This is a genomic window from Natrinema ejinorense, assembly GCF_002494345.1.
GTDB classification, from domain to species: Archaea; Halobacteriota; Halobacteria; order Halobacteriales; family Natrialbaceae; genus Natrinema; species Natrinema longum.
Genome location: NZ_NXNI01000001.1, coordinates 3,104,605 through 3,121,603 on the forward strand (window position 1 = coordinate 3,104,605; position 16,999 = coordinate 3,121,603).

11 protein-coding genes and 2 tRNA genes are annotated in these 16,999 nt (G+C 64.6%); 6 read left to right on the forward strand and 7 right to left on the reverse strand.

Features of this window, described 5'->3' with window-relative positions:
- Positions 1-2 precede the first annotated feature (2 nt).
- The 5 genes from rpoA2 to CP557_RS15450 are packed head-to-tail and all read right to left on the reverse strand — an operon-like array spanning position 3 to position 7,761.
- Positions 3-1,196: a DNA-directed RNA polymerase subunit A'' gene (rpoA2, locus tag CP557_RS15430; RefSeq protein ID WP_097380725.1), complete on the reverse strand. Its 1,194-nt coding sequence runs from the start codon at positions 1,194-1,196 to the stop codon at positions 3-5.
- Positions 1,189-4,116: a DNA-directed RNA polymerase subunit A' gene (locus CP557_RS15435; RefSeq protein WP_097380726.1), complete on the reverse strand. Its 2,928-nt coding sequence runs from the start codon at positions 4,114-4,116 to the stop codon at positions 1,189-1,191. The genes rpoA2 and CP557_RS15435 overlap by 8 nt, the downstream gene beginning before the upstream one ends.
- A 3-nt stretch (positions 4,117-4,119) precedes the next feature.
- Positions 4,120-5,949 (reverse strand): DNA-directed RNA polymerase subunit B, encoded by a 1,830-nt coding sequence (rpoB, locus tag CP557_RS15440; protein ID WP_097380727.1) that lies wholly within the window; start codon positions 5,947-5,949, stop codon positions 4,120-4,122.
- A gap of 3 nt (positions 5,950-5,952) precedes the next feature.
- Positions 5,953-7,533, reverse strand: coding sequence for a DNA-directed RNA polymerase subunit B'' (locus CP557_RS15445; RefSeq protein ID WP_097380728.1), 1,581 nt, complete (start codon positions 7,531-7,533; stop codon positions 5,953-5,955).
- Positions 7,534-7,761, reverse strand: a complete 228-nt coding sequence (locus CP557_RS15450) for a DNA-directed RNA polymerase subunit H (RefSeq protein WP_097380729.1) — start codon at positions 7,759-7,761, stop codon at positions 7,534-7,536. It lies immediately after the preceding gene.
- A 320-nt stretch (positions 7,762-8,081) separates the two neighbouring features.
- Between CP557_RS15450 and CP557_RS15455 the strand changes: the two genes are divergently transcribed.
- The 3 genes from CP557_RS15455 (at position 8,082) to metG (ending at position 10,918) form a co-directional block, all read left to right on the forward strand.
- Positions 8,082-8,154: transfer RNA gene (locus tag CP557_RS15455), tRNA-Asp, on the forward strand.
- A 298-nt stretch (positions 8,155-8,452) separates the two neighbouring features.
- Positions 8,453-8,525, forward strand: a tRNA-Asp gene (locus CP557_RS15460).
- A gap of 281 nt (positions 8,526-8,806) precedes the next feature.
- Positions 8,807-10,918 (forward strand): methionine--tRNA ligase, encoded by a 2,112-nt coding sequence (gene metG, locus CP557_RS15465; protein ID WP_097381670.1) that lies wholly within the window; start codon positions 8,807-8,809, stop codon positions 10,916-10,918.
- A 140-nt stretch (positions 10,919-11,058) separates the two neighbouring features.
- On the opposite strand, the gene CP557_RS15470 is transcribed toward metG, so the two are convergent.
- Positions 11,059-11,346, reverse strand: coding sequence for a GYD domain-containing protein (locus CP557_RS15470; protein ID WP_097380730.1), 288 nt, complete (start codon positions 11,344-11,346; stop codon positions 11,059-11,061).
- 132 nt (positions 11,347-11,478) lie between these two features.
- Between CP557_RS15470 and pyk the strand changes: the two genes are divergently transcribed.
- Together pyk and CP557_RS15480 are read left to right on the forward strand one after the other, a co-directional pair.
- Positions 11,479-13,236, forward strand: a complete 1,758-nt coding sequence (gene pyk, locus CP557_RS15475; protein ID WP_097380731.1) for a pyruvate kinase — start codon at positions 11,479-11,481, stop codon at positions 13,234-13,236.
- 52 nt (positions 13,237-13,288) lie between these two features.
- The gene (locus tag CP557_RS15480; RefSeq protein WP_211290217.1) at positions 13,289-13,567 is read left to right on the forward strand and encodes a DUF7312 domain-containing protein; all 279 of its coding nucleotides are present in this window, start codon (positions 13,289-13,291) and stop codon (positions 13,565-13,567) included.
- A 195-nt stretch (positions 13,568-13,762) separates the two neighbouring features.
- On the opposite strand, the gene purH is transcribed toward CP557_RS15480, so the two are convergent.
- Positions 13,763-15,400, reverse strand: coding sequence for a bifunctional phosphoribosylaminoimidazolecarboxamide formyltransferase/IMP cyclohydrolase (gene purH, locus CP557_RS15485; RefSeq protein WP_097381671.1), 1,638 nt, complete (start codon positions 15,398-15,400; stop codon positions 13,763-13,765).
- Between the two features lie 176 nt (positions 15,401-15,576).
- On the opposite strand from purH, the gene purB reads away from it, so the two are divergent.
- Positions 15,577-16,965 (forward strand): adenylosuccinate lyase, encoded by a 1,389-nt coding sequence (purB, locus tag CP557_RS15490; RefSeq protein WP_097380732.1) that lies wholly within the window; start codon positions 15,577-15,579, stop codon positions 16,963-16,965.
- The last annotated feature ends 34 nt before the right edge of the window (positions 16,966-16,999 follow it).

Here is a 16,999-nt window from a genome sequence, read left to right on the forward strand (position 1 = left end):
GATCAGTCAGCCTGACTGCTGCCGGAGGTAGTCGACCCCATCCGGAGGTCGACGTCACCGGTACCGAGCTTGATCGGCTTGCCGACGATGACGTTCTCCGTCACACCATCCAGATCGTCGATCTCGCCGTGGATCGCAGCATTGAGCAGGTGGTTGACGGTCACCTCGAACGCCGCACGAGCGAGGACGGAGTCTTTCGACCCCGAGATGCCGTGGCGGCCGATGGACTCGATTTCGCCGCGGTTGGTCATGATGTCCGCGACCAACATCAGGTGGCGGACGTTGACGTCGTCCAACCCCTGCTCGGCAAGCGTATTGTTCGTCTCCTCGATGATCGCTTCGCGGGCCGCCTCGATACCGAGGTTCCGGTGGATCTCGTGGATGTTGTTACACGTCGTCCGCGAGGCGTCGACGCCCTCTATCTCGAGGACGTCGCCGAAGGCCGATCCCTCGGTGTAGAGGACGAACTCCTCGCCGTCCTCGAGTTCTTCGCGGCGGATGACGACCCGCGAGACCTCTTCGATCCCCTTGAAGGTGATCTCGCGAAGCTCCTCGACGAGCTGGAGGAGATCCCGGTAGGAGGGTTCTTCGGGGCCGAACTCGATTCGGGTCCCCTGTCGGGTCGTGTTGACGCCCAGCGAGTCCTCGATGATCTCCGCGACTTCCTCTGCGGTGATCATTCGCTCTTCGAGGGTGTCCTGGTTGAGCGCGATCTGGACGCGCATGTCCGCGACGTTCGTCGAAACGTCGCCCAGCGCGAGGATCTTGGTCGCCTCGATGTTCCAGACGACCTCGTGGGCCTTCTCGCGCTCGGTGGCGTACTCGCCCTCGAGGTGGACGGTCATCATCGGCGTGTCCGGGGTCTTCCGGGCGTCGACCAGTTCGATGAGCCGGGGCAGCCCCTGGGTCACGTCGATCTCCGCGACGCCGGCGTAGTGGAACGTGTTCATCGTCAGCTGCGTTCCGGGTTCGCCGATCGACTGGGCAGAGACCGTCCCGACGGGGTCGAGCGGGTCGACGCGCGTGTCGAGATAGCGAGTCTCGACGGCTTTCGCGAGTTCGTCGGCCTCTTCGACCGTCGCACCCGCACGTGCCTCGAGCGTCTCGTAGACCTCGTTTTTGAGCCGGCGGGGCAGGTCGGTGTCCTCGACGACCGCGATCGTGTCGTCGTCGACGTCGTACTCGACTTCAGTCATCGGAGCTCACCCCCGTGCCCTCGGCGAGACGATCGTCGGCGTGTTCGGAGAGGTTCGTCGGCCGCGGCTTGGAGCCGAGGAACTCCTGGCGTTCCTCCTCGGACTCGAACTCGGAGTCGAGCACGCGGCTGGCGATGTGCTCGACGTCGATGTCGTTGTCCTCGTTGGAAGAGACCTTGACCGGCGAGGTGCCGTCCTCGCCGAACTCGAACTGGACGATCGTATCCGAGGTGTCCCGGACCGTGCCGTCGTACTGGGTCTCGAGTTCGGAGAGGGCGTTGATCAGCCGACGCTGCAGGTACCCGGACTTCGACGTCCGGACTGCGGTGTCGACCAGGCCCTCGCGGCCGCCCATCGCGTGGAAGAAGAACTCCCGCGGGGTCAGGCCGCTCGTATAGGAGTTCTCGACGAAGCCGTGTGCCTCTGCCGAGAGATCGTTGGGTTCGTAGTGAGAGAGGGTTCGATCCTCGTAGCCGCGATTGATACGCTCGCCACGGACTGCCTGCTGGCCGACCGCACCGGCCATCTGGGTCAGGTTGAGCATCGACCCACGGGCACCGGAGTTTGCCATGACGACGGCGGGGTTGTCGTCCTGGAAGTGCTCGTCGGCGATGTTACCGGCGTTGTCACGCGCACGCGAGAGCGTCTGCATGATCTTCATCTCGAGGGTCTCGTCGATCGTCCGGCCGGGGAGGCTCTCGAGTTCGCCGCGGTCGTAGGCTTCGATCAGCTCTTCGACGCGGTCGTTGGCGTCGTCGATCGTCTCGTCGATGCGGGCCTGGGCCTCCTCGGGGATGGTCTCGTCGTCGATCCCGATCGAGAAGCCAAAGTGCATGATCGCCCGCATCGCCAGCGTCGAGACCTCGTTGACGAAGATCCGGGCGCGGGTATTGCCGTAGACCTTCGTGATCGTGTCGACGATCTCGCCGCCGAACTCGCCGACCTCGTCCTCGGCGATCGTGCCCTGGAGCAACTGCCCGTCCTCGATGACGACCTCGTCGCCGACGGTGCCGGTGAACTCGAGATCGAGATCGTCGGGCAACAGTTCGGAGAAGACGTCGTAGCCGGTCCAGAACGGCTCGCCCTCGTCGTCGATGCCGCTGGGTTCGGGGAGTTCGTCGATCCGGGTCGCACGCAGCAGGTCCAGTGCCTGCGTTTCGTTGAATCGGGGGTTGTCGTGGGTCAGGAGGTACATTCCGGAGATGTGGTCCTGAATGGCACCGATGATGTTCTCACCGAAGCGGGGCGAGAGCATCTGTTCCTGGACGCGCATGAGGACGCGCGCTTCGGCGCGGGCCTCCTCGTTTTGCAGCGCGTGCATGTTCATCTCGTCGCCGTCGAAGTCGGCGTTGTACGGCGGACAGACGACGGTGTTCAGCCGGAACGTCTTGTAGGGCATGACCACGACCTCGTGGGCCATGATCGACATCCGGTGGAGCGACGGCTGGCGGTTGAAGATGACGATGTCGCCGTCGATCATGTGGCGGTTGACCTCCCAGCCGGCCTCGACCTTCTCGGCGAGTTGTTCGCAGTTCTTCTCCGTCACCTTCAGCCGGCGGCCGTCCGGCCGCCGGACGTAGTTCGCGCCGGGATGACCCTCGGGACCGTTCGAGACGAACCGGCGAGCGTCCTCGAGGTTCCGCTCGGTGACGTTCATCGTCTGGGTCATCTCTTTGGCCACGCGGTCGGGCACGCCGACCTCGTTCAGGCTGAGGGTCGGGTCCGGCGAGATGACGGTACGAGCCGAGAAGTTCACGCGCTTCCCGGACAGCGAACCGCGGAATCGGCCCTCCTTGCCTTTCAGGCGCTGGGAGAGGGTCTTGAGGGGCCGCCCGGAGCGGTGTCGGGCCGGGGGCGTCCCCGAAATCTCGTTGTCCATGAACGTCGTGACGTGGTACTGCAAGAGTTCCCAGAGGTCCTCGATGATCAGCTGGGGGGCACCCGCCTCGCGGTTCTCCATGAACCGCTGGTTGATGCGGATGATGTCGACCAGCTTGTGCGTGAGGTCGTCCTCGGAGCGCTGGCCGTTGTCCAGCGTGATCGACGGCCGCGCGGTGACCGGCGGGACGGGGAGGACGGTGAGGATCATCCACTCCGGCCGGGAGCGTTCGGGGTTGATCCCCAGTACCTCGATGTCCTCGTCCGGGATGTTCTCGAACCAGTCCCGGATGTCGCTTGGCATCAGCTTGTTCGTATCCTCCTCGGTGAGATCGATGTCGAGGGCCTTCTCGATGGCCTTGCGCTGGCTTTCCCGCGGCCGGAAGGAGCCCGAGAGGATCTCGTTGACGCGAGTGAGGTCGATCTCCGTTTTCTCGGCGAGTTCGTCCGGCGTCGTCCGCTCGACGCCCGCTTCCTCGTCGCCTTGCATCGCGCCGGCGATGCGCTGGGAGTACTCGCTGGTGAGGACCTGCTGGACCTCGTAGTAGGTCGTGGGCTTCTCGTGGTCGATGTCGTACTGGATCTCCCCACAGAACGGACACCGATCTTTCTTGCGGGCCTGCCGGATCGCGGCCTTGGTCACGTCGTTGAGATCCCGGCTCAGCTTCCGGGACTCCTCGAGTTGATCGTGGAACTCGCCGCGCTCGTCTTCGGTCAGGAGCAGTCGCGAACACTCCCGGCAGGTCCCTCGCAGGAGCCGCCGAATGAGCTTCGTGAAGCCGACGTGGATGACGGGGGCGGCCAGTTCGATGTGACCGAAGTGGCCGTTACACGAGCCCGAATGCTTCCCGCAGGTCTTGCACTCGAGGCCGGGGTCGATCACGCCCAGACGCGGGTCCATCAGCCCCATGTCGATGGGGAACCCGTCGTCGTCGTAGGTGTCGGCGGTGATGATCTTCGTCGCGCTCATCTCCCGGTACTCCTCGGGCTCCATGAGCCCGAAGGAGATCCGTCCGATGTCTTTTGGTGTCGTATCTTGCATGGGTTAGACGGCGTCCTCCAGTTCGAGTCGCGGTGCGATACCCAGCGCCTTCATCTCGTCCAAGAGGAGCTTGAACGCGTAGCTCATCTCGATCTCGTGGATATCGGTCTCCTCGTCGCAGTTCGGACAGTAGACACGCCGTTGTTCGACGTTTTCGACCGCGCTCATCCCGCAGTTCGCACAGACGTGGATAAACTCGCGGTCGGACTCGTCGAGGAGTCGTTCCTTCAGCGTCATGGCCGCCCCGTGGCCGATGAACACGTCGCGTTCCATCTCCCCGATACGGAGCCCGCCCTCGCGGGCGCGCCCCTCCGTCGGCTGTCGGGTCAGCACCTGCACCGGTCCGCGCGAGCGGGCGTGCAGCTTGTTCGAGACCATGTGGTAGAGCTTCTGGTAGAAAATGACCCCGACGAAGATCTCGGCGTCGATCTTCTCGCCGGAGATGCCCGAGTACATGGTCTCCTTGCCGGCGGAGTTGAAGCCGGCGTCCTCGAGCCCCTGGCGGAGTTCGTCCTCGTCCTCGCCGAGGAACGGCGTCCCGTCGACGCGACGGCCCTCCATCGAGCCGAGTTTGCCGCCGATCATCTCGAGAATGTGACCGACGGTCATCCGCGACGGCAGCGCGTGGGGATTCAAGACGAGGTCGGGGACGACGCCCTCCTCGGTGAAGGGCATGTCCTCCTGTGGCGCGAGGTGGCCGACGACCCCCTTCTGGCCGTGTCGGCTGGCGAACTTGTCCCCGAGTTCGGGGATCCGCTCGTCACGTACCGAGACCTTCGAGAGCTTCGAGCCGTCCTCGCCTTCCATGAGAGTGACGGTGTCGACGATCCCGGATTCGCCCGAGCGCATGGTGACGGAGGTCTCCCGGCGCTTCTGGGGCGAGAGGCCGCCCATATCGTCGGGCTCCTCGAGGAAGCGTGGGGGGCTCGTCTTCCCGAGCAGGACGGAGTTCTCGTCGACTTTCGTCTCGGGGTTGACGAGACCGTCCTCGTCTAAGTGGTTGTAGGCTTCCTCGCCGCGGGCACCGCGAACGTCCTGGCTCGGAATTTCGAAGCGGTCCTCCTGTCCACCGGGGTAGCGCCGTTCCTCGCCCTCGTAGGTCCGGAAGAAATGCGAGCGTGCGAGCGCGCGCTCGACGCTGGCTTTGTTCATGACCAGCGCGTCCTCGATGTTGAACCCCTCGTAGCTCATCACGGCGACGACGAAGTTCTGGGCCGCAGGCCGCTCGTCGTAGCCGATCTGCTCGGTGGTCTGGGTCTTGACCATCGAGAGCTGGGGGTAGTGCAGCAGGTGCTGGCGCGTGTCCGGCCGGATCCGGTAGTTCGCGCTCGGCAGCCCGAGCGACTGCTTGATCATCCCCGCCCCCATCGTAATGCGGGGGCTGGCGTTGTGCTCGGGGTAGGGGATCATCCCCGCACCGATCGAGAAGATCAGTGACGGGTCGATCTCGAGGTGGGTGTGGTTCTCGGTGAGATCGTCCTCGTCGACGGCGACGAGGATGTCCTCTTCCTCCTCGGCGTCGATGAACTCGATGTAGCCGTGATCGACCAGGTCCTCGAACTCGAGGTCCCCCTCGTGGAGTGCCTCGATCTCTTGATCGGCGATGCGAGGTTCGCCGTCCTCGACGACCAGCAGGGGTCGTCGGGCCCGTCCCGCGTCGGCGTTGACGATCACTTCGCGGGTGCGATCTTTGACCGAGACGTTGACCATCTCGCTGACGTCGCCGATGCGTCGTGCTTCGCGGATCTGTTCTGCGAGTTCGTGTGGATCGGGGTGTGTCCCCACCAACGACCCGTTGACGTAGACTTTCGCCTCTCGTTGTTGGCTGCTCATGATTTAGTCGTCCCCTGACGCTGCCGTTCGTTCGATCCCTTCGAGGCCGGGAATGCCCTCGACCCCCATCGATGCGAGTTCGCGTTTGAGTTCCTGTTCGTCCTCGACGTTCTGTGAGAGCTCCATCGACTGCGCGAAGTTCTTCACGAGCCCACAGTTCGGTCCCTCCGGCGTCTCGGAGGGGCCGATGCGGCCCCACTGGGTCGCGTGCAGGTCCCGCGCTTCGAAGTGGGGCTGGCTCCGCGAGAGCGGACTGCGCAGGCGGCGCAAGTGTGAGAGGACGCCCATGAAGTCCGTCCGGTCGACCAGCTGGCTCACGCCCGAACGGCCGCCGACCCAGTTGCCCGTCGCGATCGGGTGCTCGAGTCGCTCGGTCAGGACGTCCGATCGGACGACCGTGTTCACCGAGAGCTGGCGATTTCGCATGTTCGCGCGCTCGAGCTGGTACTTGACGTCCCGGGCCAGCTTGTTCAGCGCGGTCCGGAACAGGTCTTTCATCAGGTCGCCGCTGACCTTGAGTCGCTTGTTCGCGTAGTGGTCCTTGTCGTCGGATTCGCGCCGGCCGAGCGCGAGTTCGAAACAGGCCTCGGCCATCCGACAGAGGTAGTGGGCCTTGTTGATCCGAACGTCTTCCTCCTCGACGCCGTCCTCGTGGAGATGGGGCAGGAGGTAGCGGTCGATGACGTAATTCGCGCGCTTGAGCTGGTAGTTCTTCCCCTGGCCGGAGGCGACGCGTTTGCCCAGTTCCTCGATAGCCTCTTCCTCGCTTTGAACCTCCGCTTCCTCCAGGTTCTCGAGCATGTACTTGACGACCTCGGGGTCGTTCGAGACCTTGTGGACGATCTCCTCGTCCGACTCCAGTCCGAGGGCACGCACGAGCGTCACGAAGTTGATCGAGCCCGACACCGAGGGGAACGACACCTCGAGCAGTCCCTCGCGGTTCCGTTCGCACAACACGAGGGCGCGGTAGCCACGGCGCTGAGAGAAGGTCTTGGCGACCTGGATCTCGTCGCCGTACTTGCTGTCGTATTCGGCGAGGATCTTGTTCGGCGCGAGGTCCTCGCTGGTCATCAGCACCCGCTCGGAGCCGTTGACGATGAAGTAGCCGCCGGGATCGGCGGGGTCCTCGCCGATCTCGATCAGTTCCTCGTCGGAGAAGCCGGCGATGTTACACTTCTCGGAGCCGACCATGATCGGCATCCGGCCGATCTTCGTCTCGGTCGAGTCGACGACCCGCTGGTCGCCCTCCTCGCCTTTGACGATGGACATCTCCATGAAGACCGGCGCGGAGTAGGTGATGTTACGAAGCCGGGCCTCCTGTGGGTAAAGCAACTCTTCGGAGCCGTCGGCCTCGCGAACGCGGGGCGTGACGACGCGGACGTCGCCCAGTTCGACGTGGACCGGTTCCTCGCCTTCCTTGTCCCCGATGTCCGTATCGATCGTCGCCTTCTCGTCGACGACTTCCTGCATGCCGCGGGTGAGGAAGGCGTTGAACGAGCGGTAGTGGTGTTCGGCGATCCGTTCCTTCGAGAAGTATTCGCGCGAGATCTCTCGTCGTTTGTCGCGATTGAGTTCCGTTGCCATTTATTCCACCACGAGTCGATAGATGATTGATTGGTCGGTCGTCCGCGAGTCCCGGACGATCTTGATCACGTCGCCGATTTCCGCCTCGTCCGGCAAGGCGGGGTCGGTACGCTTGATCTTCGGTAAATCTGTACGATCGATGTTGTATTCCTCGAGCACGCCCTCGAGCGTCTCCTCATCGAGGACGGTGTGCTCCGGAACCAGTTCGTGTTGGCTTACGTCTACCATGTATTGGGATGGGTGTGCGTGTCGGCTATTGGGAGAGAAGCGGCTGTCACGGGATACTACAGGCAGGTAGCGTCGGGAGGCATTTAACGGTTACTAACTCGAGCCACAAGCGGAGCTATCCGGCCGGGCGGACCTGACCGGAACCGTCGATCACACTCGAGAGTATCCGGTTCTCCGTTATATTCCTTGTGGGTCGTGTGATCTGATGACACAGATGACGAGCGAGCGGGCTCGAGACGGTGATCGTGGCGCGGCTGCCCGTACCACACGGTATCCAATTGAAAAGCCTTAATACCACTACCGGGTAACGATGTGATGAAGCCCGGGTGGTGTAGTGGCCCATCATACAACCCTGTCACGGTTGTGACGCGGGTTCAAATCCCGCCTCGGGCGCTTTCTCGACGTTCAAACTCGTGAGCGACCAGCTTGCTGTGTTGCGAACGTCCGACCGTCGAGAACGGGACGGGGGATTTGAACGACGGAACGAACGAGTGGAGCGAGTGAGTTCAGGTCGTTCAAATCTCGCCTCGAGCACACAGCTATAATATGCCTGACAGTGGGTCGTATTCGACGCAATCGATCGATGCTGGCTGATTCTTCGCTCGGCAGAGAGCAGAATATGTCACGATACGACAATAACGGTCGCGGAGCAAAACCCTTAATACCATCAGCGGGAAACGAACAGTTGCAAGCCCGGGTGGTGTAGTGGCCCATCATACAACCCTGTCACGGTTGTGACGCGGGTTCAAATCCCGCCTCGGGCGCTTTCTCGACGTTCAAACTCGTGAGCGACCAGCTTGCTGTGTTGCGAACGTCCGACCGCCGAGAACGGGACGGGGGATTTGGATCAGGGAGCAGCGTAGCTGCGACCGCGGTTCAAATCCCGCTTCGAGCGTCTTCTTCCGCGACCAAGTCGGCGAGCACCGCGTAGCGTGTATTCGGCACTCGTGAGCGCCCTCGAGGACGGGACCGGGAGACGAAACCGGTCGCCGATCGGAGGATCGAAACCGGCGGGTTTTACGCCCGCGAGCGCAACGTGACGAGCATGAGCCACGAGGAGTTTCCGACGGACGAACCCGCCGTCGTGACCTGTGGGTTGCCATACGCCAACGGCGACTTACATATCGGTCACCTGCGGGGGTATATCGGTGCAGATGCGTTCAACCGCGCGCTGGGGACGCTGGGCCAGGACTCGATCTACGTCTGTGGATCGGACATGCACGGCACGCCGGTCGCGGTCAACGCCGAACAACAGGGCGTCGATCCGGCGGAGTTCGCGCTGGACTGGCACCGCCAGTACGAGGAGACGTTCCCAAAGTTCAACGTTGACTTCGATAACTACGGCCACACCCACGACGAGACCAACGTCGAGACGACCCAGCAGATCGTCCGCACGCTGGACGAGGCGGGGCATATTTACGAAAAGGAGATTCAGGTCGCCTACGACCCGGATGCGGACCAGTATCTCCCGGACCGCTACGTCGAGGGGACCTGTCCCTACTGCGGCGAGAAGGCCCGCGGCGACGAATGCGACGAGGGCTGTCAGCGCCACCTCGAGCCGGGCGAAGTCGAAGACCCCACGAGTACGATCACGGGGAATCCGGCCGAATACCGCGAGCGGACCCACAAGTTCTTCGAGGTTTCCGAGTTCGCCGACTTCCTCACCGACTTCCTGGACGGCCTCGAGGGAACGTCAAACGCGCGCAACCAGCCCCGGCAGTGGATCGAAGACGGCCTGCAGGACTGGTGTATCACGCGGGATATGGACTGGGGGATCGACTACCCAGGAGACGATGCCGATGGCGACGACCTCGTCCTCTACGTCTGGGTCGACGCCCCGATCGAGTACATCTCGAGTTCGAAGCAGTACTCCGAACGCGTCGGCACCGACGAGTTCGACTGGGAGCAGGTCTGGACGGGCGACGGCGAGATCATGCATATCATCGGCCGGGACATCATCCAGCATCACGCGATCTTCTGGCCGGCGATGCTCGAGGGCGCGGGCTACAACAAGCCCCGCGGAATCGCCGCGACCGGATTTATAACGATCAACGGCAAGGGGCTCTCGACGAGCCGGAACCGGGCGATCTGGGCGAAGGAGTACCTGGACGAAGGATTCCATCCGGACTTGCTGCGGTACTACCTGACGACGACGGGCGGGCTCCAGCAGGACGTCGACTTCTCCTGGGATGCCTTCCAGGAGACGGTCAACGGCGAACTCGTCGGCACCGTGGGCAACTTCTGGTACCGCTCGCTGCTCTTTGCCTACCGCAACTACGAGGGGACGCCGGAGGCAGACGTCTCCGCGGCAGTCCGAGAGCGAATCGAGGGCGCGATCGACGACGTCCGCGAGAGCGTCAACGACTACTCCATGCGCGGCGTGGGCCAAGCGGCGACCCAGCTCGCACAGTTCGGCAACGAGTACATCCAGCACAACGAGCCCTGGAAGCTCACCGACGACGACCCCGATGCAGCCGCACAGGTCATCCGCGACTGCGTCCAGATCGCCAAGGCCGTCGCCGTCCTGCTCGATCCGATCACCCCCGACAAGGCCCAGGCGCTGTGGGCACAGATCGGCGAGGACGGCGACGTTGCGGACGCACACCTCGAGGATGCGCTCGAGGCCCCGCCACGGCGCTTCGAGGAACCCGGCGAGCTCTTCGAGAAGATCGAGGACGACCGCGTCGCGGAACTCACCGCAAAGCTCGAAGACCGCGTCGAAGCGGCCTCCGACGACGATGACGAGGACGCCGACGACGCAGAAACCGAAAGCGACGACACCGGCGGGGACGAATCCGACGGTATGACGGACACGGAGGATCTCGAGGCGCTGGCCGAGGAGCGAATCGGTTTCGACGAGTTCCAGGAACTGGACATTCGTGTCGGCCGGATCGAATCGGCCGAGGGGATCGAGGGCGCGGACGACCTCGCGCGTCTCGAGGTCGACATCGGCTTCGAGACGCGACAGGTCGTCGCCGGGATCAAGCAGCTGCACGATCTCGACGAACTGCCGGGCGAGAAGTGCGTCCTGCTCGCGAACATGGAGAAAGCCGAACTGTTCGGCGTCGAATCCAACGGGATGATCCTCGCAGCCGGCGAGGAAACCGATTTGCTGACTACCCGCGGTGACGCCGCAGTCGGCGAGAAGATACGATAGCTCCGGGAGCGTCTTTCCACCCGCTTCCTGTCGTGTTTTCCGCTGTTTCTGGCTACCGACGCACCTGATCGTGGATCGTACGCGCTCGATCGCCGGCGGCTCGACGAGTCGGAGGGACTGAGATCGTCGCTGTCGACCGTTCAGACTTCGTCGACGAACTGCGAGATGTCGTCGGTGTTGACCATCTCCATCGTCTCGCCCTCGAGACCGTGTCGGTGAAGCGTCACCGCCGACTTGAACGCCGCCTCGTTGTCGTCCGTTTCGAAAACGATGAGGAAGTCGTGCTCGCCGAGCGTGGCGTAGGAATCGCGGAGTCGCGCCCCGTGTTCCTCGAACTCCGTTCGGATTTCGCCCCAGATCGACGCGAATTCCTGAACGTTCTGGATGTCGCGATCGGCGAGGTCGACGAGCGTCGCGTAGGTGGGCATGTCTGGTGGGAAGGGCGATCCGTGGAAAACGGTTCGCGTGGCAGGCGACGGGACGAGCGGCCGGTCCCGAGACAGGAACTCGAAGGCGAGTAAGTGATCATCTTTTAGAGGCTGCTGGCGCTAGTCTTCGACATGAGAAACGCAAAAGTCGTCTGCACGCTGGGGCCTGCCTCGAGCGACCGGGAGACGATCCGGGAGCTCGCCGCGGCCGGCATGTCCGTCGCGCGGTTGAACGCGAGTCACGGCAGCCGCGAGGATCGTGCGGCACTCATCGATCGGGTCCGCGCGGTCGACGAGGAGCGAACGGAGCCCGTCGCGGTCATGCTCGACACGAAGGGACCGGAGATCCGGACCGCGCCGTTGCCCGAGGGGGAGACAGTATCGCTCGAGACCGGCTCCGAGATCCGGTTCGTCGAGGGCGAGGAGGCGACGCCGGAGACGGTCGGCCTCTCGGTGTCGATCGACGCCGTCGAGCCGGGAGATCGCGTCCTGCTCGACGACGGACTGATCGAGGCGACTGTCGTGGGACACGAGGGCGACGCGGTCCGGGCGCGAGTCGACACCGGCGGCGAGTTGAGCGGGCGCAAGGGCGTCAACGTCCCCGGCGTCGAACTCGATCTCGACGTCGTTACCGAGCAGGACCGACTGGACCTCGAACTCGCCGCCGAGAAGGGCGTCGACTTCGTCGCCGCGAGCTTCGTTCGGGACGCCGAGGACGTCTACGAGGTCGGTGAGGTCCTCGAGGAACAGGGTGTGGATATCCCGATCATCGCGAAGATCGAACGCGCCGGCGCAGTCGAGAACCTAGACGAGATCATCGACGCCGCCTACGGCGTGATGGTCGCTCGCGGCGACCTCGGTGTCGAGTGTCCCATGGAGGATGTCCCGATGATTCAAAAGCGGATCATCCGCAAGTGTCGCGAGGCGGGGCGGCCGGTCATCACGGCGACTGAAATGCTCGACTCGATGGTCCACGCCCGCCGACCGACGCGGGCCGAGGCCTCGGACGTCGCCAACGCCGTCCTCGACGGGACCGACGCAGTCATGCTGTCGGCCGAAACCGCCGTCGGCGATCATCCCATCGAAGTCGTCGACGCGATGGACAGCATCATCCGCCAAGTGGAAGGCTCCAACGAGCACGCCGAGTTGCTCGAGCAGCGCGTCCCGGCGTCGGGCGAAGCACGAACCGACGCACTGGCTCGGTCGGCACGGTTCCTGGCGCGGGATATCGATGCGGACGCCGTCGTCGCGGCGACGGAATCGGGGTACACGGCGCTGAAAACGGCGAAGTATCGCCCGGGCGTGCCGGTCGTCGCCTCGACGCCGAACCAGTCGGTTCGCCGCCAGCTCGCCTTGACCTGGGGTGTGACGCCGCTGTATGCCAACGTCTCGGAGCAGGGGGCCGGCGCCGTCGTCGAGAACGCAGTGCAGGCAGCCCTGAACGCCGGCGTCGCCGAAAGCGGGGACACCGTCGTCGTCCTCTGTGGGATGATGACCGAACTCGAGGGAGCGAACACGACGAACATGCTGAAGGTCCACGTCGCGGCCGACGCGCTGACGACCGGGCAGGTCGTCGTCGAGGGGCGGACAACGGGCCCCGTGGTTCGGATCACGGACGGCGATCTCACGACCGTTCCCGAGGGCGCCATCCTCGCGGTGCCCGCCGATTTCGACGCGGAGTTTACGGGCGATACGAGTCGGATCGCCGGCATCGTCAACGCCGAACGGGGAATGACCGGCTATCCGGCGCTGGTCGCCCGCGAACTGGGGATCCCCATGATCAGCGATGCGGACGTGACGGAACTGACCGACGGCGAAACGGTCACGGTCGACGCCGAACGCGGCGTCGTCTACGGCGGGACGATCGACGACCGTACCGAACGAGCCTGAACCGCCGCGATCGGACCGCGGGTTTTTGATCGCGGACCGAGTACGACCTGCTATGACGGACGACCCGTCCGAGAACGATACCAGCGCCGACTCGAGGGGAAACGAGTGGGGCGTGGCCGACGACGATCGGATCCCGCTCGATCTCTCCGGTTCCGACGACGACATCGGCACGGCCGACGACGGACCGATCGAGGACGACGACTACGCGCCGGAAGCCAGTTCGACGCCGATCGAGCCCGGCGATCCGGACCTCGAGAACGCGCTGTTCGTCGTTTTGGGCGTGCTCAGTATGGTGCTCGTTATCGTGCGGTTGATCACGATTCCGCTGTAGCAGTTCTTCGTCACCGAGGTGAGACATGACGGCAGCGAGCGTCTGCTATGGGGAATCGCCACGTCTTCCCCAGCCGATTCGTTCCGAAGCCCTCGCGCATTATAATCCTGCCGCGGCTCACGGTTCCCTTCGGTCACCGCTCGCACAGAAAGGCGGACGAAAAACGCTGTTCGCTCGTCGCACTCGCTACGGCCCTCAATCGTGTCGGAAGGATCGCTGACCCGTAAACGCCATCGCCATGCCGTGTTCGTCCGCGGCCTCGATCACGTCCTCGTCGTTGACCGAGCCGCCGGGCTGGATCACCGCGTCGATGCCGGCTTCGGCGGCCTCCTCGATGCCGTCCGGGAACGGGAAGAACGCGTCCGACGCCATGATCGCGCCCTCGGCGTCTTTCCCCTCCGCGTGCTCGTCGGCCTTCATCGCGGCCAGTCGAACCGCGTCCACGCGGGAGACCTGCCCCATCCCGATGCCGACCGTCTCGGTGCCCGTCGCGAAGAGGATCCCGTTCGATTTGACGTGCTTGAGCGTCTGCCACGCGAAGACCATCGACTCGAGTTCCTCGTCGGTCGGTTCGCGCTCGGTGACGATCTCGAGGTCGTCGGCCGAGATCGACTGCAGGTCACGCTCCTGTACGAGTCGGCCGCCGACGAGGGGCTTCTCCGTGAACCGTTCCGTCTGCTCACCCAACTCGCCAACGTCGAGCACGCGCAGGTTGTCCTTCTCGAAGAGCACCTCGAGGGCGTCGTCGGTGTAGCCGGGGGCGACGACGACCTCCTTGAAGGAGTCGATGACCTGCTCGGCGGTCGCGGCGTCGCACTCCCGATTCAGTGCGACGATGCCGCCGAAGGCGCTCATCGGGTCCGTCGAGAGGGCCTTCTCGTAGGCCTCGGACAGCGAGTCGGCGGTCGCACAGCCCGCCGGATTCGTGTGCTTGATGACCGCCGCCGCAGGCTCGTCGAACTCCTTGATCAGGTTCAAGGCACCGTCGGCGTCGTTGTAGTTGTTGTAGCTGAGTGCCTTCGCACCCTCGTTCAACTGGTCGGCGTGGACGACGCTGGCCTCGTCGGTGGTGTAGTCGGCGTAGACCGCGGCGTCCTGATGGGGGTTTTCCCCGTAGCGAAGCGTGTCCGCCCGGTCGTCCGAGACGACGCGCCGACTCGGCAGACCATCGTGTTCGGCGTCGTCGACACCGGCCACGTCGGCGTCGACGGTGACTTCGCCAGCCTCGAGGTCGACATCCAGCGCACCCTCGGCGAACCACTTCACGGCTCGCGGATAGGCGCGGAACTCGCACTCGTAGAGAACGCGATCCTTCAGGGTCTCCTCGTCGTCGCCCTCGTAGACCGGGATCGGTTCCTGCGTGACGATCGGACCGGCGTCGACTTTTTCGTCGACGACCGCCCCGTCCTCGTCGGTCGCATCCGTGACGACGTGGACCGTACAGCCCGTCACCGAGACGCCCGCCTCGAGCGCGTCGCCCCAGGCGTCCATCCCGGGGAAGGCGGGCAACAGCGCGGGGTGGACGTTCAGCGTGGTGGGTGCCGCCTCGAGGAACGTGTCCGAGAGGATCCGCATGTAGCCGTCCAGGCAGACGAGGTCGAACTCGTAGCCCGAGAGGGCCTCGAGCACCCGTTCCTCGTGCTCGCGGCGACTCAGCTCGTCCGCGAGCGGGACGACTTCGGTCGCGATTCCGCGCTCGGCGGCGGCCTCGAGCACCGGTGCGTCCGCGTCGGTCGCGAGTATCACGGCGAACTCGGCTCCCCCCGGCTCGCGGTCGGCGATGTTCAACAGGTTGCGCCCTCGGTTGCCGGCCATCCCGGCGATTCGCGTCATGGTCGTACCCCCGCCCGCGAGGGGCAAAGTGGTTGCGGTCTCGACCACCATAATATGCACATCCGTGTATAATTACAGCGGTATTCGAGACCTGATTCGGAGAGGTATGCACGCTCGTGGCGTCGAACGCTCGCCGTTTCGATACGCTTTTGCAACGGCCCGGACGAACGACCAGTATGACCGAGACCGACGCCCTGTACGCCGTCTCGCCCCTGGACGGTCGGTACGACGGCCGGACCGCGCCGCTGTCGCCATACGCGAGCGAGGCCGCGCTCATGCGCGCCCGCGTCCGCGTCGAAGTCGAATATCTGATCGCGCTGGCCGACCTCGAGGCGACGCCCCTCGAGTTCGACCTCGACGAGCGCACCCACCTGCGGGGACTCTATCAGCACTTCGCCGAGGAAGACGCCCAGTTGATCAAGAAACTCGAGACCGAGGGCCACGCCGAGTTCGAGGCGACGAACCACGACGTCAAGGCCGTCGAGTACTTCGTTCGCCACCGGCTGCCCGACGACGGCGACGCGTCGGCCTGGATCCACTTCGGGCTGACCAGCGAGGACGTGAACAATCTCGCCCATCGGCTGCTGGTCCGCGACGCCGTCGACGAGGTGTTGCTACCGGCCCTGTACGACGTCCGCGACACGCTCGCCGAGATGGCTCGGGAGTATCGGGACCTTCCGATGCTCGCCCGCACCCACGGTCAGCCCGCGACGCCGACGACCTTCGGGAAGGAGATGGCCGTCTACGCCGCGCGACTGGCCCGCGCGACGGGCCGTATCCGGCGGGCAACCGACGACCTCCGGGGAAAACTCGGCGGCGCGTCCGGCACCTACGCGGCCCACCACGCCGCCTACCCCGACGTGGAGTGGCAGGCGTTCGCTCGAGCGTTCGTCGAGGACGGCCTCGATCTCGAGTTCGAACCCCTCACCACGCAGGTCAACCCCTGTGACGACCTCGCGGCGCTGTTCGACGCCGTCCGCGGGGCCAACACCGTCCTGCTCGACCTCGATCTGGACGTGTGGCTCTACGTCTCCGACCGCTATCTCGGCCAGGAGGCCGTCGAGGGCGAGACGGGATCGTCGACGATGCCCCACAAGGTCAACCCGATCGACTTCGAGAACAGCGAGGGCAACCTCTCGAAGGCGAACTCGGATCTGACCTTCCTCGCCGACTACGTCACCACCTCCCGGCTCCAGCGGGACCTCTCGGATTCGACGGTCAAGCGAAATATCGGGGGTGCCTTCGCTCACTGCCTGATCGGCTACGGGAAGACGGCGTCGGGGCTCTCGAAGGTCGTCCCCAACGAACAGGTCATGCGCGAGGACCTCGAGAACACGCCGGAGATCATCGGCGAGGCCGTCCAGACCATCCTCCGACGCGAGGGACAGGCCGACGCCTACGAGCGCGTCAAGGCCGTCACCCGCGGCAAGGACGTCACGCTCGCGGACTTCCGCGAACTGTTCGACGACCTCGAGGTCGACGAGGACGTTCGCGAGGAACTCAACGCACTGACGCCGGCGGGCTACACCGGCGTCGCGAGCGATCTGGTCGACGACCTCGAGTAGACGGGTTCCGGCGCGATCCGCGCCGTCTGCCGGT